The 26,636-nt window shown below is 52.9% G+C and carries 25 protein-coding genes; 12 read left to right on the top strand and 13 right to left on the bottom strand.

The window, feature by feature from the left end; genetic code table 11:
- Both tamB and tamA read right to left on the bottom strand, forming a co-directional pair.
- Positions 1–4,035 carry an autotransporter assembly complex protein TamB gene (tamB, locus tag IG609_RS03780; protein ID WP_193397319.1) on the bottom strand — a complete coding sequence of 1,345 codons (4,035 nt, stop codon included), beginning with the start codon at positions 4,033–4,035 and terminating at the stop codon, positions 1–3.
- The gene (tamA, locus tag IG609_RS03775) at positions 4,032–5,747 is read right to left on the bottom strand and encodes an autotransporter assembly complex protein TamA (RefSeq protein WP_193397320.1); all 1,716 of its coding nucleotides are present in this window, start codon (positions 5,745–5,747) and stop codon (positions 4,032–4,034) included. The genes tamB and tamA overlap by 4 nt, the downstream gene beginning before the upstream one ends.
- A gap of 473 nt (positions 5,748–6,220) precedes the next feature.
- Between tamA and msrA the strand changes: the two genes are divergently transcribed.
- Together msrA and paeA are read left to right on the top strand one after the other, a co-directional pair.
- Positions 6,221–6,859 carry a peptide-methionine (S)-S-oxide reductase MsrA gene (msrA, locus tag IG609_RS03770; RefSeq protein WP_102117474.1) on the top strand — a complete coding sequence of 213 codons (639 nt, stop codon included), beginning with the start codon at positions 6,221–6,223 and terminating at the stop codon, positions 6,857–6,859.
- A gap of 171 nt (positions 6,860–7,030) precedes the next feature.
- Entirely contained in the window at positions 7,031–8,356 is a 1,326-nt protein-coding gene (paeA, locus tag IG609_RS03765) for a polyamine export protein PaeA (RefSeq protein WP_102117473.1), read from the top strand.
- Positions 8,357–8,415: 59 nt separating this feature from the next.
- On the opposite strand, the gene IG609_RS03760 is transcribed toward paeA, so the two are convergent.
- Positions 8,416–8,622 carry a DUF1107 domain-containing protein gene (locus IG609_RS03760; protein WP_005974755.1) on the bottom strand — a complete coding sequence of 69 codons (207 nt, stop codon included), beginning with the start codon at positions 8,620–8,622 and terminating at the stop codon, positions 8,416–8,418.
- A 350-nt stretch (positions 8,623–8,972) separates the two neighbouring features.
- Here IG609_RS03760 and IG609_RS03755 point away from each other — a divergent pair, with 350 nt between their 5' ends.
- Entirely contained in the window at positions 8,973–9,542 is a 570-nt protein-coding gene (locus IG609_RS03755) for a YtfJ family protein (RefSeq protein ID WP_193397321.1), read from the top strand.
- Positions 9,543–9,553: 11 nt separating this feature from the next.
- Here IG609_RS03755 and cysQ read toward each other — a convergent pair whose 3' ends face one another.
- Positions 9,554–10,294, bottom strand: coding sequence for a 3'(2'),5'-bisphosphate nucleotidase CysQ (gene cysQ / locus IG609_RS03750; protein WP_193397322.1), 741 nt, complete (start codon positions 10,292–10,294; stop codon positions 9,554–9,556).
- A 203-nt stretch (positions 10,295–10,497) separates the two neighbouring features.
- Here cysQ and IG609_RS03745 point away from each other — a divergent pair, with 203 nt between their 5' ends.
- Both IG609_RS03745 and IG609_RS03740 read left to right on the top strand, forming a co-directional pair.
- On the top strand, positions 10,498–12,450 hold the full coding sequence (locus IG609_RS03745; RefSeq protein ID WP_193397323.1) for a bifunctional 2',3'-cyclic-nucleotide 2'-phosphodiesterase/3'-nucleotidase: 1,953 nt from the start codon (positions 10,498–10,500) through the stop codon (positions 12,448–12,450).
- Between the two features lie 12 nt (positions 12,451–12,462).
- Positions 12,463–13,017 (top strand): flavodoxin family protein, encoded by a 555-nt coding sequence (locus tag IG609_RS03740; protein ID WP_102117469.1) that lies wholly within the window; start codon positions 12,463–12,465, stop codon positions 13,015–13,017.
- 71 nt (positions 13,018–13,088) lie between these two features.
- Here the strand turns inward: IG609_RS03740 and IG609_RS03735 are convergent, their stop codons facing one another.
- Entirely contained in the window at positions 13,089–13,511 is a 423-nt protein-coding gene (locus tag IG609_RS03735; RefSeq protein WP_193397324.1) for a DUF2502 domain-containing protein, read from the bottom strand.
- A 228-nt stretch (positions 13,512–13,739) separates the two neighbouring features.
- On the opposite strand from IG609_RS03735, the gene ytfE reads away from it, so the two are divergent.
- Positions 13,740–14,405 (top strand): iron-sulfur cluster repair protein YtfE, encoded by a 666-nt coding sequence (gene ytfE, locus IG609_RS03730; protein ID WP_193397325.1) that lies wholly within the window; start codon positions 13,740–13,742, stop codon positions 14,403–14,405.
- A gap of 100 nt (positions 14,406–14,505) precedes the next feature.
- Here ytfE and bamJ read toward each other — a convergent pair whose 3' ends face one another.
- Positions 14,506–15,126: a BamJ family beta-barrel-assembly machinery protein gene (gene bamJ / locus IG609_RS03725; RefSeq protein WP_102117466.1), complete on the bottom strand. Its 621-nt coding sequence runs from the start codon at positions 15,124–15,126 to the stop codon at positions 14,506–14,508.
- A gap of 356 nt (positions 15,127–15,482) precedes the next feature.
- Here bamJ and IG609_RS03720 point away from each other — a divergent pair, with 356 nt between their 5' ends.
- The gene (locus IG609_RS03720) at positions 15,483–16,196 is read left to right on the top strand and encodes a LysM-like peptidoglycan-binding domain-containing protein (RefSeq protein ID WP_193397326.1); all 714 of its coding nucleotides are present in this window, start codon (positions 15,483–15,485) and stop codon (positions 16,194–16,196) included.
- A gap of 220 nt (positions 16,197–16,416) precedes the next feature.
- Here IG609_RS03720 and rplI read toward each other — a convergent pair whose 3' ends face one another.
- From rplI to yjfP, 5 genes are all read right to left on the bottom strand, one after another.
- Positions 16,417–16,869, bottom strand: a complete 453-nt coding sequence (rplI, locus tag IG609_RS03715; protein ID WP_102117464.1) for a 50S ribosomal protein L9 — start codon at positions 16,867–16,869, stop codon at positions 16,417–16,419.
- A gap of 41 nt (positions 16,870–16,910) precedes the next feature.
- A complete protein-coding gene (gene rpsR / locus IG609_RS03710) occupies positions 16,911–17,138 on the bottom strand; it encodes a 30S ribosomal protein S18 (RefSeq protein WP_005974788.1) in 228 nt (75 codons plus the stop codon).
- A gap of 4 nt (positions 17,139–17,142) precedes the next feature.
- Positions 17,143–17,463 carry a primosomal replication protein N gene (gene priB / locus IG609_RS03705; RefSeq protein WP_015841576.1) on the bottom strand — a complete coding sequence of 107 codons (321 nt, stop codon included), beginning with the start codon at positions 17,461–17,463 and terminating at the stop codon, positions 17,143–17,145.
- A 5-nt stretch (positions 17,464–17,468) separates the two neighbouring features.
- The gene (rpsF, locus tag IG609_RS03700) at positions 17,469–17,861 is read right to left on the bottom strand and encodes a 30S ribosomal protein S6 (protein WP_005974793.1); all 393 of its coding nucleotides are present in this window, start codon (positions 17,859–17,861) and stop codon (positions 17,469–17,471) included.
- A 181-nt stretch (positions 17,862–18,042) separates the two neighbouring features.
- A complete protein-coding gene (gene yjfP, locus IG609_RS03695; RefSeq protein ID WP_193397327.1) occupies positions 18,043–18,795 on the bottom strand; it encodes an esterase in 753 nt (250 codons plus the stop codon).
- Positions 18,796–19,087: 292 nt separating this feature from the next.
- Between yjfP and IG609_RS03690 the strand changes: the two genes are divergently transcribed.
- The 4 genes from IG609_RS03690 (at position 19,088) to bsmA (ending at position 23,422) form a co-directional block, all read left to right on the top strand.
- On the top strand, positions 19,088–21,028 hold the full coding sequence (locus IG609_RS03690) for a methyl-accepting chemotaxis protein (protein WP_193397328.1): 1,941 nt from the start codon (positions 19,088–19,090) through the stop codon (positions 21,026–21,028).
- A gap of 227 nt (positions 21,029–21,255) precedes the next feature.
- Positions 21,256–22,377 (top strand): RNA ligase RtcB family protein, encoded by a 1,122-nt coding sequence (locus IG609_RS03685; protein ID WP_193397329.1) that lies wholly within the window; start codon positions 21,256–21,258, stop codon positions 22,375–22,377.
- Complete coding sequence (gene prfH, locus IG609_RS03680) at positions 22,374–22,997, top strand: peptide chain release factor H (protein ID WP_193397330.1); 624 nt, start codon at positions 22,374–22,376, stop codon at positions 22,995–22,997. The genes IG609_RS03685 and prfH overlap by 4 nt, the downstream gene beginning before the upstream one ends.
- Positions 22,998–23,113: 116 nt before the next feature.
- The gene (gene bsmA, locus IG609_RS03675; protein WP_193397331.1) at positions 23,114–23,422 is read left to right on the top strand and encodes a biofilm peroxide resistance protein BsmA; all 309 of its coding nucleotides are present in this window, start codon (positions 23,114–23,116) and stop codon (positions 23,420–23,422) included.
- A 102-nt stretch (positions 23,423–23,524) separates the two neighbouring features.
- On the opposite strand, the gene IG609_RS03670 is transcribed toward bsmA, so the two are convergent.
- Entirely contained in the window at positions 23,525–23,923 is a 399-nt protein-coding gene (locus IG609_RS03670) for a DUF350 domain-containing protein (RefSeq protein ID WP_193397332.1), read from the bottom strand.
- Positions 23,924–24,238: 315 nt separating this feature from the next.
- Here IG609_RS03670 and IG609_RS03665 point away from each other — a divergent pair, with 315 nt between their 5' ends.
- The gene (locus tag IG609_RS03665) at positions 24,239–25,771 is read left to right on the top strand and encodes a methyl-accepting chemotaxis protein (protein WP_193397333.1); all 1,533 of its coding nucleotides are present in this window, start codon (positions 24,239–24,241) and stop codon (positions 25,769–25,771) included.
- Between the two features lie 76 nt (positions 25,772–25,847).
- On the opposite strand, the gene rlmB is transcribed toward IG609_RS03665, so the two are convergent.
- Positions 25,848–26,579: a 23S rRNA (guanosine(2251)-2'-O)-methyltransferase RlmB gene (gene rlmB, locus IG609_RS03660; protein ID WP_193397334.1), complete on the bottom strand. Its 732-nt coding sequence runs from the start codon at positions 26,577–26,579 to the stop codon at positions 25,848–25,850.
- Positions 26,580–26,636 lie beyond the last annotated feature (57 nt).

Raw genomic sequence — 26,636 nt, 5'->3', positions numbered from 1 at the left:
CTAGAACTCAAACTGATAGAGCACATCTAATGCCTGGCTAATGCCAGACACCGCTTCCAAGTATAGCTTTGGCATCAGGCGATAACGCAGCGTTAACGTTGCCAAAGAATCAAATATGCCAACACCATATTTTACTTGCAGACCCGGAAGGACGTAGCCGCTGACGACAACCTGAGAATTATCGCCAACACCCTGTGTATCCAGAGCTAAATTACTTACGCCAAAGGCCTCGCCGATTTTACCCACAACTTGACCACTTTGTGCAACCCCTAAACCGACTAACATTGAGGTCATTGCCGAGCTATCTGCTCCGCCGCTGTCCAAACCCTGCCCACGCAGCAGATAAGAGAGCGCTTCCTGCTGTGACATCGCCGGATCGGAGAAGACTTCAAGCTTCGGTGTCGTGGCCATGCCGGTCACACGCACACCGGCAATGACGTCGTTCGCCGTGTTGTCTGGGTTACGAATAGCTTCGATATTCAAGATCGGCTGATCCGGCGGGCCAGAGAACAGAATCAGCCCTTTGCGGACGATCAGATCCTGTCCGTAGGCTTTAAAGCGGCCAGATGGAATGTCTATCTGGCCGTTCAGCCCTAATCCGCGCTCGTCCTGAACCATTTTCAGGTCACCCTGTAGGCGTGCCGCCAGCCCGAACGCATCCAGTTGCACATCATTCCCGACGCGGATCGTCAGGTTGCTGTTAATCGGAATCGCGGCGCTGGCTTTCTTCAACGGCTGGCGCTGGGCATCCAGCATCACTTCATCCGATGACACCGCCACCGCGCTTTCCGGCATATCTTTAACCATAATGCGCGCCCACGGAATACTGACCGACCCGTTTAACGCGAACAGCTGCGGCGTGGCCTCGAAGACCATATCCGGCGAGACATCCAGCCGCGCCATCGGCGGAATCGTCACCCGCAGCTTCTGGCCTTTCGCCGCAATGCGCGCACGCCAGGCATCAGGCCGCGACCAGTCCGCATTCCCACCGAGGTTCAACTGCCCGTTGTCCGTTTTCAGGAAGCCTTGCAGCGTTGACGACATCCCACTGAAATTCACCGCCAGCCGCCCGTTGGTCAGATCGACTGGCATCCAGTTGCCGTCAATGTCCACCCGCTCCAGCACCATCTGGCCGAAGAGCTGAGGACGCGCCGCATTCCCCGCCAGACGCAGGTTCGCATTGAGTATCCCCGCCGCTTTCTCTCCTTTACTCAACGCAGGGTTGAGCAGCGCCAGCGAAATCGTGTTGATCGTGACGCTGCCGCCGAGATTGCGCCGGCCCCGTGGGTCGGTTACCTGAATATCACCGCTGAAGCGTCCGTTCTCGCGAATCGCCATCAGCCAGCCAAGCTGGGCCCGACCGCGGTCGAGCCCAGCATTCAACGTAAAGGTATCGAAATCAATCGGTAGCGTGTTGCCCCGCATCTGCTGGCGAACGCTGACGCCGTTACCCACCAGCGACACTTTCGCCTGCGGTAAACCTTGCCCCGCCTGCCAACTGATATCGGCACCGCCGGTGAACGTCCCGGCCAGCACGGTATCCGCCGTCAGGAAGGGTTTCAGCATGGCGAGATCGAAGCGGTTCAGTCGAATGCTCGCCTGTCCGCTCGGTCCGGCCTCAATCGCTTTTGGTACGCAGAGTTCTGCATTCGGATTCCGCCAGCAGTGCGTGCCGATAGTAATTTTCTGCTGCGCATTCAGGTAATCCAACGCCATATCCTGCGTCAGACGCCATTCACCCACCGGCGTGTCGAAGCGGGTATTGTTCAGCGTGCCGCGCCAGCGTTGTTCCTGACGATCAAAGCTGCCCGAAAGTGCCAGTTGCCCCGCGATCGGTTCACCCTGCATATTCAGCCGAAGCTGGTGCTGTTTCTCGTTACCGCTGGCATCCAACGTCAGCAGAGCAATATTCAAGCCTTCTTCTTGCTTCAGTGCTTCGAGGCGTACGGTCAGCTTGCCCTGAATCTGCTGCTCAGCGCGCACATCGCCTTCCACCCTCACACTGCTAATCGCCATAGCCTGCCAACGCAGGCCAGAAGCCGTGATATCCGCCAGCATCTGTGGTTCACGCAGATTGCCTCGGAGTTTGAGTGCGCCGATGGCGCGTCCTGCCAGACCGGGTAAGATGCCGTCCAACGACGGCGCATTGATGTCGGCATCCAACTGCCACTCGTCGCTCAGGTCGCCTTTGACGTTCAGTTGGTTGCGGCCTAGCGCCAGATTCAGCGCTGGAATTGTCCACTGGCCCGCCGCGTTACCGCGCAGTTCACCTCTGGCCGTGAGCTTATTCGCTTTCACGTTGCCGTCCAGACGCAGTTCCGGCACCTGCAACTGCCAGCTACCGCCATAGACGCTACCGCGCGTCGTAATCTTGCCGTCTACTTTAGCTGGCCATTCAGGCCACTGTTTCGCCGTGTTAATCCCGTTCAGCACCAGTTCACTGCGCCAGCTTATGGCTTTGCTCCAGTCGATAAGCGCACTCAGATCGGCATTGCCCTGCAATGCTGCCAGCCGCAGGCGGCTCAGCGTAAACTGTTGCTCGCTGCCTTTACCATCGAGCAGCAGCGTTGCGGGAGGAATCTCCGCGCCGCTCAGATCGCCGTGCAGCGACAGCGCATAGTCGGTCGCTTTGCCGTTAAAACGCAGCTTGACGTTGTCAGCCTGATATTGCGTCGCGCCCGTCAGCGGCCAACGCACACGTTCGGTTTGCAGCGTCAACGCCAGCGGCAGCCCAGCTTCCGCCAGTTGAGTTTGCAGCTCTAACTTCGCACGCTGCGGTCCCGACAGGTTCAGCGCCACATTCAGCTGTTCGCGCAGGCCGCCATCAACCGTCAGTTTCAGCTTCTCGCCTTTGAGCGGATCAACGTTTAGCACGCCGTTCGCCGTCAGCGAGACCGGCCAGCTATCGCTGAGTGTCGCTTCACCGCGCACATTCAATCCACCCTGTGGCGATTGCACGACCAGCTTGTCCAGACGCCAATGTTGTTGCTGGGTCGATGCCTGTAAGAAAAGGTTATTAATCAAAATGTCCTGATCGCCCGTCAGTCGCAACTGTTCACCGTGAATCTCAACAATATTCAGATCCAACGGCAGCGTGAACTGCGGCAAATCCGGTAATAGCGGTTTGGAGAACAGCTCGCTAAGACGTTCAACTAGCGGTTGTTCAGGCACGGCAAGCTTGTCAGAGGTGCTATCCGTTTTGGATGTCAATGCCGTCAGTGTCGTGGTGGTGGCTGCCGCGACGGTATTGTTTGCGGCCAGCGCGTTATCAATGTGAAGCGTTTGCGAGGTACCTTGCTCGGCCGTTTCACGCACGCTCTGCACCGTTTCTTTGACGACAGACGCCATTTCCGCCGCCGTCACTTTGCCATCTTCCAGCACATCGACGGGGGTTTTCGGTAAGGCCACCAGCAGCGCGCTGATTTTGGTCGGTAGCAGCGTCAACGCGCGCCCTTTCCACTGCATGCCCGTGCGGAACTCGCCCAGTGAAATCGCCGTATCATCCACGGTAACCTGAACGTTGCTGAGCGTTAGCTGGCGCAGAGAAATAGGGAATGGTGTTGAAATTTCCGTTACTGGCGTTGAAGGCGGCGGTGGTTCTGCCGCCACAGGCAAGGCTGTGGAATCCACAACCACATCAATGCGGTTTGCCGAGAGGTCATTGATGCACAGCTGACTTTTACGCAAGCAGCCCAGCGCGAGCGACAGATGAAATTCATCGATCTTTACCGTCACGCCTGGCATTTCGTAGCTGACGTTTTTCAGCGTTAAATCACGCCAGCCGCCGCTCACGCTAGCAATGTCCAGCCCCGGCACCACGCGTGCGGCGGTATTCAGCAACAGATGCAGGCCCGGTGTGGTGCCCACCAGCAGCCCTACGCCAACAACGAGCAGCAGTAAAAATGCCACGAGGCCAATACCGACCTTTTTCCACCAGCGCCCTTTTCGTGCTGGCGTCGGCGGCGCATTATCCTGCGCGACGTTTTCTTCTGTCACCGGATCCTGTGCTTTTTTTTCGTTTTTCTCATCCATCATAATTCAGGCCCCAGCGCGATATAGAACTGAACATCGTTCTTCTTCTCTGCATCGCCGATCGGCATAGCAACATCGAGTTTTACCGGCCCAATCGGCGAGGCCCAGCGTACGCCGACGCCCGTGCCGGTCTTGAAATTACTGCGTTTTATGTCATTCACTGCTTCACCTGAATCAACAAAAACTGCGCCCCACCATTTTCCCGAGACGTTGTATTGGTATTCGAGCGAGCCGGTCGCCAGCTTGGACGCACCAATCAGTTTGCCGTCGTTGTCGCGCGGCGAAATAGATTTGTACTTATACCCACGGATGCTGCGATCGCCACCAGCAAAGAAACGCAGTGAGGGCGGCACGCGGGAGAAATTGTTGGTTTCAATCCAGCCCAGATTGCCGCGCGCGACAAAGCGGTGTTTATCCACCAGCGTACGAATCCAGACGTTTTGTGCCTGAACCACGGCAAAATCGATATCCGATCCCCAGGTGGTGTCGGAAATATCGATAGAATAACGTTGCGTATCGCCCCATACCGGCATCAGCCCACCGCGTTGGCGAGTTCGGTTAATGCTGACGCCCGGATAGATCAGCATCGTGGTATCCGTCACGCTTGCCTGAGTAAAGTGATCGAGGCTCCAGCGCAGATTAATCGCCCGTTGCCAACCACTGGAGAGATCCCAGTAGCGTGCCACGTTCAGCGTGGTGCCATCGGATTTGGTATCGTTGAGATCTTCACGTTTGAAACCGCCTTGCAGCAGGTAATACTGCTCAAGCGGGTTCTTCAGCAAGGGGATTTTGTAGCTAAAATCGAGTGATTGCTCCGGCGCAGACACGCTCAGGCTGCTTTCCAGACTGTGGCCCCGTGAATTCACCCAAGGCTTATTCCAAGTCGTTTTAAAGCGGGGGCCAACATCCGTGGCATAGCCGACACCGGTTTCAATACGGTTACGGGTTCGTGGCGTCACCACGGCTTCCAGCGGCAGCACCTTAGAACTTTTCGACTGGTCAAAATCAGGAGAAACCACGACAGAGTTAAACCACCCCGTCGCAGAAAGACGGCGGTTTAACTCACCGAGATTTTCACTGGTGTAGGCATCGCCTTCATGAAACGGCACCAGATTTTGCAGGTAATCATCGCGGATTTGTGCGCCCTGAAAATGTACGGCGCCAAAGCGATAGCGTTCACCGCTATCAAAATCGATATCCCAAAACGCTTCTCTCTCTTCCCGCATCACGCCGAGCTGGCTTTGCTGGAAGCGCGCATCAAAATAGCCTTTGCGTAATGACAAACCGTTCAGCCCACTTTTAAAGCGATCGAAATCGCCATGGTTCAATGCTGAACCGATTTCGGGGCGATCGTCTTTAACCAGTTGTTGGTAGTCTTTATCGTCATGTGCACCACCGCGCAGGGTGATGTTCACCCCAGCAATTTTTACCGGTTCACCGGGAGTCACGGTGGCAATCAATACGGGTCGTCCGCCATTAACGGCAGGCCGGAATTCGAAACCAATCTGTGGATCGTAGTAGCCAAGCGCGCGCAACCCCTGACGGATCGCTTCATCGACGCGTGAGCGGAAACGCCCATCGGCATTCACCTCATCAACCGAAATGGTTGATAAGCGTGCCCGTACATTCTTTTGTAACTGCCCTTCCAGCCCCATGACTTGCAGACGCACATTCGCTGCCTGGCTCTCTGGGGCCAGCATCAGCAGCGCGCACATAAGGCCAAGAACCCAGTATCGTGACGCCCCACAGCCAGCAAAGCTATTCTTTTGTCCTGCTATGCCTTTTTGCCCGGTAACGTTTTTTTTTCCAATGAAACTTTTCGTTGAGATGAAAATAGTCACTGAGCTCCCTGATAAATCGGTCTGTCGTCTAAAACCTTGTCGTCTAAAACCTATAGCATGGCTTTTATCACTTCGCCCACCGCATTGACGACCGTCGCGGTACGCTTACCGGACAATCCGCAACGCAGCGCCGAAATCTCCCACCAACTTTGCATGATGTTAGTGATAAATACTAATTTTTCAGCTTAAGAATAGATTTTCACCTAAAAATATCCGTAGGAGGCATTACAGATACACATTACCTTAACATTAAACACCATGAAGATATCAAGACAGCCACATGCTTCTTGGTTATGCTTTCCATGAAAGCGGGTTATTTACCCAGTCTAGCTGGAGTTAACAACATGATGAATTCAATTGATAAGACACGGCGGATTACGCAATCCGATGCTTTACCAGGGCGTTCCACCCCCATGCCCGTCGCTAGGCTGCATGTCGTTCATGAACATTCCATGACGCATGTGCCAGACTCGATGTCCGTGGCGATTTTTGCGATGGGCTGCTTCTGGGGCGCGGAGCGTTTGTTCTGGCAACAGCCGGGTATCTATAGCACAGCGGCGGGTTACATTGGCGGTTACACGCCCAACCCGACCTACCGTGAAGTGTGCAGCGGGCAGACCGATCATGCCGAAGCGGTGCGTGTCGTTTTCGATCCCGCGGTGATCGACTACGAGCAACTGCTACAGCTGTTCTGGGAAAATCACGACCCCGCGCAGGGTATGCGTCAGGGCGGAGATATCGGCAGTCAGTACCGTTCTGCTATCTATACGCTCACGCCCGAACAGGAAAAGGCGGCGCAGGAAAGCCTTCAACGCTTTCAGCAGGCGATGAGGGAGAACGGTGACAACCGCGCCATCAGCACAGAAATAGAGTCTGCGGGTCCGTTCTATTACGCGGAAGACGAGCACCAGCAATACCTGTACAAGAACCCGAACGGCTATTGTGGATTAGGCGGCATCGGCATCTGTCTGCCTCCTCAACGTTGACCACTGGCGGTAATTTCACCGCTCCTGCTATACTGCGTCCGAACCGGGCGGATCGTTGCTCGGTTATAGCCTTCAATAACGATCATAATGTGTTCACTTTACTGTGTTCACTTTTCTGAGAGTCGCAGTGCCACTTTCGGTTCATGCAAAAACTTATCTAAAGTAAAAACTATGTTAAACAGTCTATTACTGATTCTTTTTCTCATTGCCATCAGTGCATTTTTCTCGATTTCCGAGATCTCGCTGGCGGCATCCCGTAAAATTAAACTCAAACTGATGGCCGATGAGGGAAACCTCAATGCCGATCTGGTGCTCAAGTTTCAGGAAACACCGGGCATCTTCTTTACCGTGATTCAAATTGGCGTCAACGCCGTCGCGATTCTGGCCGGTATCATCGGCGATGCGGCATTTTCCCCGACGTTTTCCCTACTGTTTGAACGCTTCATGTCACCCGAAGCCGCAGATAAAGTCAGTTTCATCTGCTCATTCGTACTCGTCACCAGTCTGTTTATTCTGTTTGGCGATCTCACCCCGAAACGCATTGGTATGATTGCGCCGGAAGCCGTTGCCGTACGCATAATCAACCCCATGCGCTTCGGTCTGTTACTTTTCCGCCCGCTGGTTTGGGTATTTAACGGCCTGGCTAACGTCATTTTCCGCCTGCTCAAGCTGCCGATGGTGCGTAAAGATGACATCACATCCGATGACATTTATGCCGTAGTGGAAGCCGGTGCGCTGGCTGGCGTACTGCGTAAGCAGGAACATGAGCTTATCGAGAACGTGTTTGAGCTGGAATCCCGTACCGTACCGTCTTCAATGACCTCACGCGAAAGCGTGGTCTATTTCGATCTGCGCGAGCAGGAAGACAGTATTAAGGAAAAGATCGCCCAGCAACCGCATTCCAAGTTTCTGGTTTGCGATGGCACGATCGATCAGATCGTCGGCTATGTGGATTCCAAAGACCTGCTGATTCGGGTGCTGGGAAACCAGAGCCTGACGCTGAGTAGCGGCGTGCAGATTCGTCCCGCGCTGATCGTGCCGGATACACTGACGCTGTCCGAAGCCTTAGAAAGCTTTAAAACCGCGGGCGAAGATTTCGCCGTTATTCTGAATGAATACGCGCTGATCGTCGGCATCATCACCCTTAACGACGTGATGACGACGCTAATGGGCGATCTCGTCGGTCAGGGAATGGAAGAACAGATTGTCGCGCGCGATGAAAATTCGTGGCTGGTTGAAGGCGGTACGCCAATAGAAGACGTGATGCGGGCGCTGAATATTGATGATTTCCCGCATTCTGGCAATTACGAAACCATCGGCGGTTTCATGATGTATACGCTGCGAAAAATCCCGAAACGTACCGATGCGGTGCGCTTCTCTGGCTATAAGTTTGAAGTGGTAGATATCGACAGCTACAAGATCGATCAGTTGCTGGTGACGCGTCTGGAAGATCGCCCGATTGTCTCATCAAGCGCGAAGATTGATAGCGACGATTAACCGCTAAAAGGCATGCATAAAAAACCAGAACGGCCCGCTACGGGCCGTTTCTTTATCACTCATCCCATCTCGGCCTGAAGCCGGATGACCTGGCGATTGACTTCGGACATCACCAGAAGATGCTGCTTATCCTGTTTCTTTGGCAATAGAATTTTGCCGTAGTCGAACTCAAAAGCACCAACCCCTTTTATGTACAGCCGCCCACGAAACAGGGTTTTCACATACTTGGCAACTTTTAAAGGATTGTAACGTTCGAAGATCCTCATCGTTTTACTCTCCCGTTTTATTTTTTTTACGCTCTCCCTTTTGCCAACATGGCCGAGGTTCTGGAGCGCTAATGAGATAACGGATACTGCTAGTTAGTACTGTAAAACGGCATTTAGTTCCCTCACTATTCAGTATTCTTAACTGCTTTTACAGACTTTTACAGAGTAGTGTTTAAGGAAACCCTTAGTCATCAGTATAAACCTTCAAAAATAAGGGTTTTGTGCACTCGGGCACAAACCGTTTTATCGCGGAGCAGGACAGACCAGTTTCCTGAATCTACGCTTATTCCATAGCCTGATATTTCCCATCTCTGACATCGCATCGGGCCACCCACATTGAAGGACATACCATGATAAAAATACGCCACCTGCTCCTCGCGATCTCTATCACGCCTCTGCTGGGGCTCCCAGCCTTAGCCCATATGCTGGTACTCAACCAATTGGTTCCACCGGTTGGCGTCGCAGACAAGGGAGAACTTCAGTACCTTAATAATCAGTTTAGTTATAAAAACTGGAACAGCGCGCAGTTGCCTGGAAAAGTGCGGGTGATACAACATATCGCTGGCCGCACCTCTGCCAAAGAGATGAACGATCCGCTCATCTCTGCACTGAAGGCCGCTAACCTACCGCATGATTATTACCAAACGACGACAATCGTGAATACCGACGATGCCATCATAGGCACCAGCATGTTTGTGCGCAGTAGTCTGGAGGACAACAAGAAAGCCTTCCCGTGGTCGCAATTCATTGTCGACAGTAACGGCAACGTACGGAAGACCTGGCAGCTACAACCGCAAAGCTCAGCTATCGCGGTGCTGGATAAACAAGGGAAAATCCGTTTCGTGAAGGATGGCGCGTTGAGCGGACAGGAAGTGCAGCAGGTGATGTCCCTGCTGCGCCAGTTGCTGGAAGAGAAATAGCACTAAAGCAGTTAAAACAGGGAGACGCGAAAACCGGGGTTGAGGAAAGATTCACGTGGCGTGTAGGACAGCGGGCGCCCTTGCCAATCGTTAACCTGCGCCCCAGCGGCGACTGCCACCGCATGGCCTGCTGCGGTATCCCAAATGTTAGTTGGCCCGAAGCGTGGGTAAAGCTGCGCTTCGCCTTCTGCCACCAGACAAAATTTTAGCGATGACCCAATCGCCACCGTCTGGTGCTCACCCAATTGGCTAAGATAATCTTTCAGTTCACTATCGGCATGAGAGCGGCTAACCACCACCAGCGGCGGATGCGCCTGCTTCACCGTAATTTGCCGACGCTGGCCGTTCTCTTCTTTCCAGGCTTTGCCGTCCGCCGCAAAATACATCACGCCCGTGACCGGCACATACACCACGCCCAGCACGGCCTGACCGTTCTCGATCAGCGCAATATTCACCGTAAACTCGCCATTGCGGCTAAGGAACTCTTTGGTGCCGTCCAGTGGATCAACCAACCAATAGCGCTGCCAGTGCCGACGGATTTCCCACTCCGGCGGATCTTCCTCTGACAGCAAAGGAATGTCAGGATACGCCGCAGCCAGCCCGTCCTTAATAACGCGATGCGCCGCAAGGTCGGCAGCCGTCACCGGTGAGTCATCTTTCTTGTGCGCAACATCGACAGGATGTTGCCCTTCGTAAACCTGCATAATCGCAGCACCAGCATCGCGAGCCAGTTGGCAAACAGTTTCTAACATGATCGACCTCGTCGTTATCGGTTACACGTAACGCAGACTTCATCTCTGTCATTCATTATACATCTGTGAGGCAATCTACGATTATTGCCATTATTGATGTCATCCTCAGCATTTAGAGACGATAATCACTTTAACTTCATCATGATATGAAAGACACCCCGATCGCCTCACGCGTCGATAATTACCGCACAAGGAGTTACGCAATGAAGCATTCACTGGCACTCAGCCTGCTTGCTACGCTGGTCGCCACGACCGTTCATGCAGCTACTGTTGATCTACGGGTATTGGAAACTACCGATCTGCACAGCAATATGATGGACTTCGATTATTACAAGGATGCGCCAACCGATAAGTTTGGTCTGGTGCGCACCGCCAGCCTGATTCACGCCGCGCGTGAGCAGGCCACCAATAGCGTGCTGGTGGACAACGGCGATTTGATCCAAGGCAGCCCGTTAGGCGATTACATGGCCGCGAAGGGGCTGAAAGCGGGCGACGTGCACCCGGTTTATCAGGCGATGAACACGCTGGATTATTCCGTCGGCAACATCGGTAACCACGAATTCAACTATGGCCTGGACTATCTGCACAAGGCGCTGTCCGGCGCGAAATTCCCTTATGTGAACGCCAACGTGCTGGATGCCAAAACGGGCAAACCGCTATTTACGCCTTACCACATTGAAAACAAGTCGGTTACGGATCGCGACGGCAAACAGCATACCCTGCGCATCGGCTATATTGGCTTCGTCCCACCGCAGGTCATGGTGTGGGATAAAGCCAATCTGACGGGAAAAGTCACCGTAGAAGACATCACGGAGAGTGCCAAAAAGTGGGTGCCTGAAATGCGTAAGCAAGGTGCCGATCTGGTGATCGTTATCCCTCACTCCGGCCTTTCTGCCGAACCGTATAAAGTAATGGCGGAAAACTCTGTTTACTACCTCAGCCAAATTCCTGGGGTCGATGCGATCATGTTCGGCCATGCTCATGCGGTTTTCCCCAGCAATGACTTTGCGAACATCAAGGGCGCTGACATCAAACAGGGAACGCTTAACGGCGTGCCTGCGGTGATGCCGGGGCAATGGGGTGACCACCTCGGCGTCGTCGATTTCACGCTGAATAATGACAGCGGCACATGGCAGGTAGAACAGGCGAAAGCGGAAGCCAGACCGATCTATGACAAAGCGCAGAAGAAATCGCTGGCGACGGAAGACGACAAGCTGGTGAAAGTGCTGTCCGATGCGCACCAGAATACGCGCGAATTTGTCAGCAAACCGATTGGTAAATCCGCAGACAACATGTATAGCTACCTGTCGCTGATTCAGGACGATCCTACGGTGCAGATCGTCAACAATGCTCAGCGCGCCTATGTGGAACACTTTATTCAGGGCGATCCCGACCTGGCCGATCTGCCGGTACTTTCCGCCGCCGCGCCGTTTAAAGCCGGTGGGCGTAAAAACGATCCTGCCAGCTATGTCGAAGTGGAAAAAGGCCAGCTCACCTTCCGTAATGCTGCCGATCTGTATCTCTACCCGAACACGCTGGTGGTGGTGAAAGTTAACGGGCAGCAGGTACAGGAGTGGCTGGAATGCTCTGCGGGTCAGTTCAAACAAATCGATCCGAGCAAGCGTGAGCCGCAATCCCTACTCAACTGGGACGGCTTCCGCACCTATAACTTCGACGTGATCGATGGCGTCAATTATCAGATTGATGTGACGCAGCCTGCTCGCTATGACAACGAATGCGCATTAATCAACGATAAAGCACACCGTATCAAAGCGCTGACGTTTAACGGCAAACCGATCGATCCTAAAGCGACCTTCCTGATTGCCACCAACAACTACCGCGCCTACGGCGAGAAATTTGCCGGTACGGGTGAGAAATATGTGGCTTTTGCATCACCGGATGAAAACCGCTCCGTTCTGGCGGCCTACATCAGCGCGGAAACGCAAAAATCGGGAGAAGTGAAACCGCAGGCGGATAACAACTGGCGCCTGGCGCCTATTGTCAGCGAGACACCGCTGGATATCCGTTTTGAAACGTCGCCGTCTGAAAAAGCCATAGCGTTTATCAAAGAGAAAGCCCAGTACCCGATGACGTCCGTCGGCAATGATGAAACAGGCTTTGCGGTTTATCGCCTTGACCTGCAACACGCTAAATAAAGAGGATAGGTTATGTCAAAAACAGTCGTTATTTATCATTCAGGCTACGGCCACACTCAGCGTTTGGCTACTGCCGTTGCCGAAGGCGCTAACGCCGAGCTGATTGCCATCGATGCGGAAGGAAATATCAGCGATGCCGAGTGGGAGCAACTCGCTGCCGCTGACGCCATTATTTTCGGTACACCGACCTACATGGGTGGCCCAACCTGGCAGTTCAAAAAATTCGCAGATGCCAGCTCTAAAGCCTGGTTCTCCCGCAGTTGGAGCAACAAAGTGTTTGGTGGCTTTACTAACAGCGCCAGCCTGAACGGCGACAAGCAGGTCACGCTGATTTATCTGCAAACGCTGGCTTCACAGCACGGCGGAATTTGGGTCAGCCTGAATCAACTGCCTTCCAATGCCAAAGCAGCAAAACGCGATGATTTGAATAACCTCGGTGGTTCTGTTGGTCTGCTGGCACAGACGCCGTCTGACGCCAGCGTAGATGAAGTGGTCGCGGGCGATCTGGCGACCGGTAAGCTATACGGCCAGCGCATTGCTGACATCGCCGCAAAACTGGCTAACTAGTTCAGCAACACACTCTACGTACCATTATCCAATTCACAAGCGCCGCCCTTTCGCGGCGCTTTTTTTATCCGCTAGTCGCGAAACGCTCCCCGCCCATTGCGATAGTACCCCTTCCCCCGCTCATGCCCGCGTCTGTCCCACTCACCGCGATGCGGCCCGCGATCGTCCACGTAGCGAGGGGGATCAAAGCGGCGCTGATCATAATAGCGCCTGTCGCGCTGACTCTCACGCCACCAGCGGGCATCGCGCCAGCGCCAGCCATCCCAATAGTAACCGTGCTGATTACGTTCACCACGATGGTAACCTCGGTGCTCCTGCCACCAACGCTCACTGCGCCAGTCATAGCCATCCCAGTAATTACCTCGTCTGTCACGCTCGCCGATATTCAATGTGACGCCGGGCATCAGATCGATGCTGGCTCCCTTAGCCTCTGGCGCTGGCATGACCGCAAACATTCCTACAAACAGGGCACTGATGACGAGTGGCTTAAACATAGGGTAACTCCTTGCTCACCGCGACTGCGGCCTGACAGAGATATACGGGGAATTCCCCTACGTCACTATCAGATAAATACTTATTTTCCTGATTTTACCGTTCTTAACGTTTTATCTACGAGTCAGCACAGCATGCTTTTTACCGCCTACCTCGTAAGCGGTATATCCAATGATTAAAGATGCATTTAAAATGCAATTTATAAACTGCATTCGTTGAGAGGCATCATCATGGCATACCGCGATCAATCCCTGGGTGAGTTGGCTATCGCTATTCCGCGCGCGACCAAACTCTTTCGTGAACTCAATCTGGACTTCTGCTGCGGCGGAAAGCAAACGCTCAGCCGCGCGGCGGGCAAAAAAGATCTCAATATCGACGAGCTGGAAGCACAGTTAGCAAAACTGGCCGCGCAGCCTTCTGACGCACGCAACTGGCGTGAAGCACCGCTGGCCGACATTATCGCGTACATCATCCCTCGCTTTCACGATCGCCACCGCGAACAGCTACCAGAGCTGATTCTGATGGCAGAAAAAGTCGAGCGCGTGCATCACGATAAAGCCGACTGCCCGCACGGCCTCGCAAATCAGCTGACCACCATCTATAACGAGCTGTCTCAGCATATGATGAAAGAAGAACGCATCCTCTTCCCGATGATCAGTCAGGGAATGGGCGCGAATGCTGCCGCACCGATTTCAGTGATGGAGCATGAGCACGATGACGCTGGACGTGATGTGGAAGTGGTCAAAGAGCTAACCAACGGTGTCGTACCACCAGAAGGGGCCTGCAACACCTGGCGTGCGCTGTACTCTGGTATCAACGAGTTCATTACCGACCTGATGGAACACATCCATCTGGAAAACAATTTGCTGTTCCCACGCGCGCTGCGCGGTGAGTAATGTCATTTCAATAAAAAAGTAATTAAAAACAATTTAAGTAGAAACAATTTAAGTAGAAACAAAAAAGGCGCTCAGTGAGCGCCTTTCTTTTGTCTGGAGATTACAGAATTTCCAGCAGTTCCACTTCAAAAATCAGCGCGCTGAACGGCGGAATAGAAGCACCCGCGCCACGTTCGCCATACGCCAAATTGTGCGGAATATAGAGTTCCCACTTGGAACCCACTGGCATCAGCGTCAGCGCTTCAATCCAGCCTGGAATCACGCCGCTTACTGGGAATTCAGCAGGTTGACCACGCTGGACGGAGCTGTCGAACACGCTGCCGTCAATCAGACGACCGGTGTAATGCACACGTACGCGATCCTGACGAGCCGGGATCGAACCTTCACCCTGCGTCAACACGCGGAATTGCAGACCCGATTCCGTGCTGTTCACGCCTTCTTTCTGCGCGTTTTCGGCCAGGAACTGCTGACCTTCTACCGCCAGCACCTGTTGGCGATCGCGACGTACCACATCAGCACGTTCGTGAATTTCACGCAGCGCACGATGAACCACATCCACAGGCACCGCTGGCGCATTACCTTCCAGCGCATCACGTAGACCAGCAAGCAGGGCTTCTGGGATCAGACCTTCAAGACCTGATTCCTGTAACTGTTGACCAACTTGTAAGCCGATGCCGTAACTTGCCTGCGCTTCGACGCTATCAAAAGAAGGAGTTGTCATGGATGTTCCTTTTAATCTGTAAAAAACTGAAAGCGCAGCATAACAGCGACGGGGATTGGGGTAAAATCCTGTGTGCAAGTAACCACGTTAACCACACGCCAGCCAAGCCATTCAAGGAAGCGAGCCTATACTGGTAGTTCTGATGTTGCTATCGCACGGGTTGCCTTAATCATCAACGCGTTAACTGGTCAGCCCATGCGGATTATCGGTATACTGGATTGCGTTATTATCCTGATACTGTTTTTATGCCGACGCCGCGTAGCTACTGGTATAGCGTAGTGACTGGTATAGCGTTGTTAGTGACGTCATTTTTATACTGATTGTTTTTATACTGAACTGTAGTAAGAGAGGTCACCATGGGCAGAATTGCGCCCAGGAAGCGGAAAACCACCTGGGATTATCAAACGCTAGTACGCTTCTGCCAGCGAATCATCCAGCGGCAGCCCTCACATGCTGTAATCGTAGAAAACGACGGGGAACACAAAGAGCAGGAACAACTGCCCTCTCCTTCCCTGCGTGAGCGTCTTGGTGCCATGCTACAGAAAGTCTGGCATTTGCCCGACGGCTATCACTGGATGGAACCGCTGCCGTTCCTCCATCGCCGCGGGATTTTAATCGCTATCGCACTGCTGCTGGTCGTGCTGCTCTGGCCTTACAGCGCCCAACATTCGCAGCCAGCCCGTACCACGCCCGTGCCTCTTACGCAGGCAGATAATCAGGCTGCGATGCAAGCCGTGATTATTGAAAACCAGCCTTCCATACCCCAGCAGCGGCCTGCGGCTACCGAGCCTCCGACGCCGTCATCAGCACCGTGGCGACAGTATGAGATCGCCTCAGGGCAAACGCTGGCCCAGCTCTTTCGCGATAACAATCTGCCAGTCAGCGATGTGTTCGCGATGGCTCAGGTGGAAGGCAGGGATAAGCCGCTCAGCAATTTACGGGCGGGTCAGGCAGTCAAATTACAGTTGAATGCACAAGGTATGGTCGCAGAGCTGGAGATCGAAACCACGGCGAACCAGACGATTCGGTTCACCCGCAGTGCAGACGGTGCTTTTACTCGCACTCGCTAACGAGCCAGCCGTTCCAATAGAAAATCGCGCAGGACGATAGCATGGTTGTGCTGCGCGTCATAAACACGGATGAGATGAATCAAGTCAGACATGCAGTCTCCGGCCTGCTTTTAGGTGTAGGTAATGATAGGTCATTTCCCGATCCCTAAAATGCAAAACGCTGGCACAAGGCCAGCGTTTCACATGTTAACTAAAGTGTTAATTCAACGATAAACGTGAATTACGCTCCAGCAACAACAACGACATTCAGTGCAGCAAAGACATCGCTGTGTACCTGGAAGCTCACTTCATGCTCACCCACAGTACGCAGAACGCCGTTCGGCAGGCGAACTTCGCTCTTAGCAATGTCAACACCGGCAGCCGTTACCGCATCAGCGATATCGCGAGTACCGATGGAACCAAACAGTTTACCTTCGTCGCCTGCTTTAGACGCGATGGTAACGCTACCCAGTTCTTTGATTTTAGCAGCGCGAGCTTCAGCAGCAGCCAGAACGTCAGCCAGTTTGGCTTCCAGTTCAGCACGGCGTGCTTCGAAGAACTCAACGTTTTTCTTGGTTGCCGGGACAGCTTTGCCCTGTGGAACCAAGAAGTTACGAGCATAGCCCGCTTTAACGTTCACCTGATCACCCAGGCTGCCCAGGTTTGCTACTTTATCAAGCAGAATAACTTGCATTACTTTATCCTCTCAAAGTCTCGTTAATGGACAGTGGCCGATTACTGATGACGGTCAGTGTACGGCAACAAAGACAAGTAACGCGCACGCTTGATAGCGCGGGCCAGCTGACGCTGGTATTTTGCACGAGTACCGGTGATACGGCTCGGAACAATCTTGCCGCTTTCAGTGATATAGTTTTTCAGCGTAGCGATATCTTTATAATCAATCTCTACAACGCCTTCCGCGGTGAAACGGCAGAATTTGCGACGACGGAAATAACGTGCCATGTGGCTAGTCTCCAGAATCTATCAATTCAATCTGCTCGGCATGTAACACTATCTTGCTCAAGCCATTGCGCCCTTGATGGCAGCTAATGAACCCGTGCACGGTAAGTTGCGTGCCGACCGTTATACTGTGGGTAACTGCTTGTGACGAGAGTCCGCTGACAATCACGGGCATACGACACCATGCTTGCCGACTCAATCCGGCTTCCTCCTGTGTCGAGCGGTGCTCAAGCACAAACTGACAGTGAGGAATGCCTGACGGGCTGACTTTACGAATGGGCGTCTTGCACACTGTGCCGGACAACACCAGACGATTCACCGTCACCACAACAATTACTCTTCAGAATCCCCTGCATCCACATCATCGCCAGCTTCAGCGAAATCTTCACGACGCTCACGGCGTTCGTCTTTCGCTTTCACCATTGGAGATGCTTCAGTTACCGCGTGCTTAACGCGCATAACCATGCTGCGGATAACGGCATCGTTAAAGCGGAAGTTTGTTTCCAGCTCATCGATCGCTTCCTGCGGCGCTTCAACGTTCAGCAGAACGTAATGTGCCTTGTGCAGTTTGTTGATCGGGTAAGCCAACTGACGGCGGCCCCAGTCTTCCAGACGGTGGATCGTGCCCTGCGCACCAGTGATGGTAGCAGTGTAGCGCTCGATCATGCCCGGAACCTGTTCGCTCTGGTCAGGATGAACCATAAATACGATTTCGTAATGACGCATCGAATTGCTCCTTACGGATTATTCAGCCTCCTGTCTGGGTCAACCGCGGCCCGTGGAGGCAAGGAACGTGTATGTGTGCGGCTGAAAAAATGACGCGTAAGTATAGTGCCCGACATTAAAGAACACAAGGAAGAAACACAGGAGTTTTCTGCATGGTGATGTTTACACCATCAGGGCAGGATTACAGCGTCCGCCGGAAGAAATCAGCACCCGCCTGCAGCGCCGTTGGCGTAATGCGATGCCCTACACCCGACTCGGTCAAATACGTCAGATTGGCCAGCTTATCGCGTGCCTGTAATGCCTGATAGAGACGGGCGCTTTCTGCCGCCGGCACGACATCATCCGCTTCCCCGTGCCACACCAGCAGCGGCCGATCGGACAACGCGTCCAGACGCGTGGTGACATCATAATCAGCCAGTTTGCTCGCTAACGTCTGCAACACCGCTTGATTTTCCTCACTATCGACAGGAACGGGAGGAAACAGCGCGGACGATAGCGTAGAGAAATAGCCCGATCCCATAAACGCTGCCACCGCAGTAATCCACGGATAACGCGCCATACATCCGAGTGCACTCATTCCACCAAGTGACGCGCCGCAAACGCCAACCCGTTCCCCGTCGATCAAGCCACGCTGCCGATATTCCGCGACATAATCGGGAAGTTCTTCAATATTCGATTGCAGAATATCCCAGAAATGGCGCAATCGATGCGCTTCATCGCCGTTATAGCGCACACCGTGCATGGCCGCATCGGCCAAAATCACCCGAAACCCAGCCTGAGCCAACGCATAGCCAAAGTACGAATACACCTCTTTTGATGACGTGTAACCATGAAAGAAAAAAATCGTCGGCAGGGGCTGTTCTCTTTTTCCCGTCGGCACCGCGTGAATCACTTCAATACCGCTACCGAGTTTATCCAGTGACATTTCGACCATATTTCCCTCGTGTTCCGTTCCGTCAGCCTATTTTTATGTAGCGAAATTGTATTTAGCGGAAAATTTACTACCTTTTACGATAACCACACTCACAGCAATGTTTTACCTCCGTGTCGTCATTCGTCACGTGCTGGTCTAACTAGCGCATTTATGTGAATAAAAAATAGCATTAATCTAGATCAATAACTGAAGTTAACACTTGCACTCCGTGATTAATTTTTTTCATTTACTGCCGTTAACGCATGTGAAGTAAGACTAAAAAATAACCTTTTTTATTATAAGAGACACACATATGTTGGGACTTTCCTTTAAGCACTGGGGTTTGGGTATCAAACTATCAATTATCGCCTCTCTAAGCGTGGCGATATTGTTCATAGTCTTTACCCTCACCCTAACCCGCTCCGCAGGCGTTCAACTGAAATCGTTGACCCTCAATAACATGCAGAGCCAGGTGAATGGCGTCACCGACATGATCAACATGTACGATACCGGCCTGCAAGCTGAGGTCAGCAACTATACGCAGTTGTTGGCGAGCTTTCTGCCGACGCGGTTTTCACTGGATACAGTTAACCGCACGCCTTTCGGCAACACCTCTCACCCAACGCTTAAGGCTGGCGATACGGTATTGAACCTCAACACCGAAGTGCCGGACGATTTTCTGAGCCGTACCAATGCCGTTTCAACCGTTTTTGCCCGTGATGGAGAGGATTTTACGCGCGTTACCACTTCACTAAAAAAAGAAGATGGATCGCGCGCGATGGGCACCAAACTCGATCGTGAAAGCCCAGCCTATGCGCACGTGATGAAAGGTGACACTTACAGTGGGTTAGCCACGCTGTTCGGCAAACAATACATCACCCAGTATCAACCAATACGCGATAGTGAAAACAAGGTGATCGGCATTCTGTTCGCCGGCGTCGACATCACGAAGCAATTTACCGAGATGCAGCAAACGATTCTGAACAAGAAAATGGGTGAAACCGGCCATTTCTTTGTCCTTAGCACGAAAAAAGGAAAGGATGCAGGTAACTATCTTTACCACCCAAGCAATGCCAACCAGCGCCCTGACTGGTCAGACGGTGCGTTAGAAAACGTGCTGGCAACTGGTAATGGTACGATCGAATACGTCAACAACACGATGACGGGCGAAGAAAAAAACCGAATCATGGTGTACCGCAGTATTCCGCAATGGAACTGGATTGTTGCAGGCACGGTGAGCAAAGAAAGCCTGATGGCAGACATTAATCACACCCGTAATCTGTTTTTGGGCGGCGGCATTATTCTGGTTCTGCTCTTCGCTGGATTCTTTGTCGTACTGACGCGCAAATGGCTGAGCCAGCCGCTGGTTGAAATCGTCAAAGTAGCGGAACAGTTTTCTGCCGGTAACCTGACGGCAACGCTTTCAAGCAACCGTTACGATGAAGTTGGCCGCTTGATCGATGCCATTAACGGCATCGGACAAGGGCTAACGACCATCGTGTCGCAGGTGAGAAATTCGTCCGAAGAAATCGGTTCTAGCACCGATGCGCTGGCTGCCGATAGCGAAAATATCAGCGAGCAGATTGCCCGTCAGGCCAGTAGCGTCGAAGAGACGTCTGCCAGCATGGAGCAACTCTCCGCCAGCGTGAAGCAGAATGCCGATAACGTCTCCGCCGCCAAAGATCTGGCAGCGCAGAGCGCCGCAGCAGCACGCAACGGCAGCCAGACCGTTATCGACTCCGTTTCTACAATGAGTGATATCAAGAACTCATCCCAGCGGATTGCTGATATCACGACAGTCATCGAATCTATCGCTTTCCAGACCAATATTCTGGCATTGAACGCTGCGGTAGAAGCCGCTCGTGCGGGTGAGCACGGTAGAGGCTTCGCCGTGGTTGCTGCCGAAGTGCGGGCGCTGGCACAGCGCAGTTCTACTGCGGTGAAAGAGATTGAAACCCTGATTGATGAATCACTGGAGAAAATCGAAGCGGGTTATCATTTCTCAGAAAAAACGCAGGCGGTAATGGATGACTTGCGTGACCGCATCTTGCAGGTCAGCACCATCGTGAACGATATCGATATCGCCTCACGCGAGCAGTCTGCGGGTATCAGCCAGGTAAACATCGCGATTGTACAGATTGGTCAGACAACACAGGAAAATGCCATTCTGGTCAACAATTCGGAAGATACCGCGCAGAGCCTGCGCCAGAAAGGTCACCATCTCAGCGAGCTGGTCAGCGTCTTCCGTATTTAACATTCACACAGCGGCCATCGTATTGCACAATGGCCGCCGCTTGCGTATTATGCAGACGTTTTTTCACCCATCCCCCACACTGACAAAGGAGACGACATCATGACAACACCAACTCTGATTCTTTGCAGGACATCTCGGGACTAATTCCGCATTCTTTTCCGCTTTGCGTTATCCCCCCAGCTGTAGCCTGCCTTACCCTATTTTTAAATTGATCAGCAGGATGATCTATGGGCAATGCTATTCGCTCTATTTCGGCGCGCGTCAGTGTGATCGCGACGGAAAACACCTGGATTGAAGATAAAGCAATCCAACAACTTCACATTACATCACAACTTCCCGATATGGTTCGCGTGGCCGGCATGCCAGATTTGCATCCGGGCCGAGGTTACCCTATCGGTGCCGCCTTTTTTTCACAGCAGCGTTTCTATCCGGCGCTGGTCGGAAACGACATCGGCTGCGGCATGGCGCTATGGCGCACGAGCCTGAACGCCAACAAAATCTCTCTGGATAAGCTGGAGAAACGGCTTGGTAATATCGATGGGCCACTGGAAGACGATATCGAGATTCCCCCTTCGCTGGCGGATTTTCGCTATTCGCTGGGCACCATCGGCGGCGGTAATCATTTTGCGGAACTACAGCAGCTTGATGAGATCTATCAACCCGATGAACTACACGCTTTGCACATTGATCCTAAACAGCTGCTGTTGCTCGTCCACAGCGGCTCGCGCGGATTAGGGCAAACCATACTGGAAGCTCACGTGCGGGAATTCGGTCATCATGGGCTTGAAGCCAATACGCCTGCCGCGGAGGCCTATCTGGAACAGCACCAGTTCGCGCTGACGTTTGCCACCCACAATCGGCGACTGATCGCACAGCGAATGCTGGAACGTTGGCATACGGAAGGCGATGCCGCACTGGACGTGAACCACAATCTGGTGACATCAGCAACGATTGAGGGTATTTCTGGCTGGCTGCATCGCAAAGGCGCGACACCCGCCGATTGCGGACCAGTCATCATTCCCGGCTCGCGCGGCGACTACAGCTACATCGTGCAACCCATTCCTCACGCCGATAGCCTGTATTCACTGGCACATGGCGCTGGCAGGAAGTGGATGCGCACGGAGTGTAAAGATCGGCTGTCTTCACGCTATAGCGTTCAGCAACTCGCGCGAACCCGCTTCGGTAGCCGCGTGATTTGTCAGGACAGGCAGCTGATTTTTCAGGAAGCGCCGGAAGCCTACAAACCCATAGATAGCGTTATCGGTGCGATGCAGCAAGCGGGGTTAATCACGCTGATTGCTCGCTTGAAGCCGGTACTCACCTACAAAACGCGCGGGGAGGATAAATGATATTGCTTCAGTTTTCCGCCGCGCAGGGGCCGGACGAATGTATGCTGGCAACCGCAAAGGCTTTGCAGGCTATGACGCGAGATGCCGCACGGCAAGGCGTCGACAGTGAAATTGTCGAAACCGAAGCGGGGAAACGCGCTGGCACACTACGTTCCGCACTGGTTCTGTTAAACGGTGAACAGGCAGAATCGCTGGCCGCCAGTTGGTGCGGTACACTTCAGTGGATGTGCAATAGCCCCTGGCGCAAAGGTGGCGGACGCAAAAACTGGTTTATCGGCGTCGCACGCTTTCATCAGGAACAGGCGTTTGCCGATAACGAGATTCGCTTTGAAGCCACCAAATCATCTGGTCCCGGTGGGCAGCATGTGAATAAAACCGAGTCTGCCGTCCGAGCCACCCATGTCGCCAGCGGTATCACGGTGAAGGTACAGAGTGAACGCAGCCAGCACGCCAACAAGCGTCTGGCCTGTTATCTCATCGCCTATCGTCTGGAAGCGTTACAACAGCAGCAGCATGCTGAACTACGGGCACAGCGGCGTCTGTTCCACCATCAGATAGAACGCGGCAATCCGGTAAAAATCTTCAAAGGCGAAGATTTTACGCTGGTCACCTCGCGCTAACCTCAGCTAACAGCGGGCACCGATTGCCCGCTGTTAGTTTTCTCTTGTTAAAGAGAATGCCATCGGCCCGACGATAGCGCTACACTTCCGCTATCTACTCCTGTCAGGCTGAAACGATGAACATCGTGCGGATACTTTTCTTACCCCTAATACTGATGCTGTCCGGCTGCCAGATCATACAAGGTCAGCCTGTCGCGCCACCGCCGCCTGCGGAGAAAGCGCTTGAAATTCGCTATGCGCAAGCCAGCACGCTGGAAAAAATGGGGACGATTTCGGTGAGCATGCGCGGAAACGCAGATGATGTGGATCGTGCCCTTCAACAAAAAGCCGATGCCTCTGGTGCACATTATTATGTGATTGTAATGAAATCCGAGGCTGCCACGCTCCCCGGCATGTGGTTTGCGCGCGCCGTGATATATCGCTGAATCTGTGGACAGGTTGTCAAAACACGGTAAACAAAGGTGCTGGGCAAGGATATCCACCAAACAATACCGGGCGGATTCCCGGTATTGTCATGCAATGGCAAATTAATACGACATACACGCCGCATTCAGAATCCCGCCGCTGAGCGAGGCGGCACAAAGAAAGGTGCCGGAAGCAATATCGTTATTCTGGATGTGTTGGCTGAGGCGCGGCATATACAGACGCACCGCGAAATAAATCAGTAATTGCACCACCAGCGCGACCGCTCCCCAGGTGATGTAATCCACCAGGCTCAACGAATTAATCGCCGCACTGGAAAGCGGGATCACATAGCCAATTAACGCCCCACCAAACCCAATGGCCGCCGTACCGTTGTTCTCTTTAATCAGTGCCCATTCATCATGCGGCGTGATACGGGTGTAGATAAACAGAAAGGTCAGCACCAGGGCAAATCCGATTAAGAAATAGGAGGCGAAAGCGAGTAGCGACGTAACAATAGGCATAGCGATATTCCTTTTATATGATGATATAGATGATTCTTGCATAGCAGAGCGTTTATACATGACTTTACGTGATAAAAAACGCAGAAATCCCCAGCGGCACACTTTACCTACCTAGCTATCATACCCGCACGATTTTTAAGAAAATGGATAAGCATTGCGCCTGAAATGCCGATAACAGATAAGGTATATTTTATCAGTTAGATAGGAGCCCGTTTCACACTCATCACCTGCTTTTTATGCAAACACACAACAACAGCTAATCCGTTATTGACCTGCGATGACGGTAAATAATTAATGAACGAAAGGAAGAGGTTTATGCTGCGCTGGATGTCATTTCAAAACCTGTCCGTAACGCGTAAGTTATTAGTAGGGTTTGGTTTATTGCTCGTCATGGGAGTCATCCTCTCCATGGTCGGCTTTTACGGATTGCACAATAGCGACCAATCGTTAAAACGCATCAGCCGTCTTGGTGCCATGTATGACAAGACGGTAGTCGCGCGGGAAGGCAACTTTGGTTATGCGCTGGAGCGTAAAGCACAGTATCTGGAACAGCACGACAGTGCGATCGGTAACATTAAGGAAGAGTTGTCCGCGTTGCTGAAAGCTATCGACACGGGCCACTGGCCAGCGGAAGACAAAAGTGCCATTCAGGATATCAATGCGTCACTCAGCGCTTATATTTCACAACGCCAGCAGGTTATGAGCCCGGAGGTGAGCCAACAGCGGCTCAGTGAATTGAACGAGCAGATGGCGGTGTTGCAAGAAAACATCAACAAACTTTACTTCACCGAAGAGAGCCGCGCAGGTCGTAACGTCATTAGCAGCGACATACAACTGGGCGTGATTACGCTGATTGCCATCATACTCGGCCTGACCACAGCAATTGTTATCTCACGGCAGATCGTTCGCCCACTGCATCAGGCGTTACACGCCACCCGTGCGATTGCGGAAGGCGATCTCACCGTGCAGCTTCACAACGATCGTCATGATGAATTAGGCCAGTTGATTTCAGCCATGGGGCAGATGAACAGCAATCTGCACAGCATGATTGATAAAATTCGCCTCAGCGCAAATCAGATTTCTTATGCCGCAGGGGAAATTTCTGCCGGTAACACCGATCTCTCTTCTCGCACGACGCAACAAGCTGCTGCGCTTGAGGAAACCGCCGCCAGTATGGAACAACTGACGTCAACGGTGAAACAGAATGCCGATAACGCCCATCAGGCTAATCGACTGGTTATGGATGCTTCAGACACCGCGAATCAAGGGGGAGAACAGGTTTCTAAAGCCGTCAACACCATGCACGATATCGCGCAAAGCTCCCACCGCATCGCTGAAATTACCTCAATGATCAACAGCATCGCGTTTCAAACCAATATCCTGGCGCTTAATGCTGCGGTAGAGGCGGCACGAGCCGGTGAACAAGGACGTGGTTTCGCCGTTGTCGCCAGCGAAGTGCGCAATCTGGCACAGCGCAGCGCACAGGCCGCCAAAGAGATCGACACGCTCATTGCCGAGTCGGTTTCGCAGATTAATAACGGTGCGGCACTCGTTAACGGCGCGGGGAAAACGATGGAAGGAATTGTCCAGTCGGTGACGCAGGTCCACGACATCATGAAAGACATTACTACCGCCTCTGACGAACAGCATCGCGGCATTTCTCAGGTTGGTCAGGCCATTATAGAAATGGATCAGAACACGCAGCAAAACACCGTGCTGGTGGAGCAATCTTCGTCTGCCGCTCAGTCGCTGGAGCAGCAGGCGATCGTGCTGTCTGACGCGGTGTCTGTTTTCCGGCTTTTACAGCCTTCGCAGCAAGACGTTCGCAGACTGACATCTGCTGCATAATCACTATTTAGAACACCAACCAAAAAAATCAACGAGGTGCCTGCTGGCACCTCGTCATTATTGATAGCGACGGCAATTATGCCCGTTGGCGAACAGCTTCAAACAGACACACGCCAGTAGCAACCGACACGTTCAGTGAAGACACGCTGCCCGCCATCGGAATACTGATCAGTTCATCGCAGTGTTCACGAGTCAGACGACGCATCCCTTCCCCTTCAGCGCCCATTACCAGCGCCAGCGGCCCGGTCAGTTTGCTTTGGTACAGCGTATGATCCGCTTCCCCCGCTGTACCGACGATCCAGATATTACGTTCCTGCAACAGGCGCATCGTACGGGCCAGATTGGTCACGCTGATAACCGGTACGGTTTCCGCCGCACCACAGGCCACCTTCTTCACCGTCGCATTAAGCTGCGCGGAACGATCGCGTGGCACAATCACCGCGTGCACGCCAGCCCCATCCGCATTACGCAGGCAAGCGCCCAGGTTGTGTGGATCGGTCACGCCATCCAATATCAGCAGGAAAGGCGTTTCCAGATTATCTAACATCGCGGGCAGATCGTTTTCCTGATATTTCCGCCCTTCTTTGACTTTCGCTACGATCCCTTGATGCACCGCGTCTTCAGCCTGCTTATCCAGCCATTGGCGATTCGCCACTTGAATGACGATGCCTTGCGCTTCCAGATCCGCAATCACAGGCTGAAGGCGACGATCGTCGCGCCCTTTCAGAACAAAAACTTCCAGAAAACGCTGTGGATCGCGCTCAAGCAGTGCCTTAACCGCGTGGATACCGTAAATAATTTCGCTCATTGATACTCTTCAAATTAATCATAACAGGCGGTGCCCGTTAATGTAGAGATAGAGGTT

Origin of the sequence: Pectobacterium quasiaquaticum, from assembly GCF_014946775.2 — a bacterium.
In the GTDB taxonomy this organism is placed as follows: Bacteria; Pseudomonadota; Gammaproteobacteria; order Enterobacterales; family Enterobacteriaceae; genus Pectobacterium; species Pectobacterium aquaticum.
This window is presented reverse-complemented; position numbering and strand designations above follow the sequence as displayed.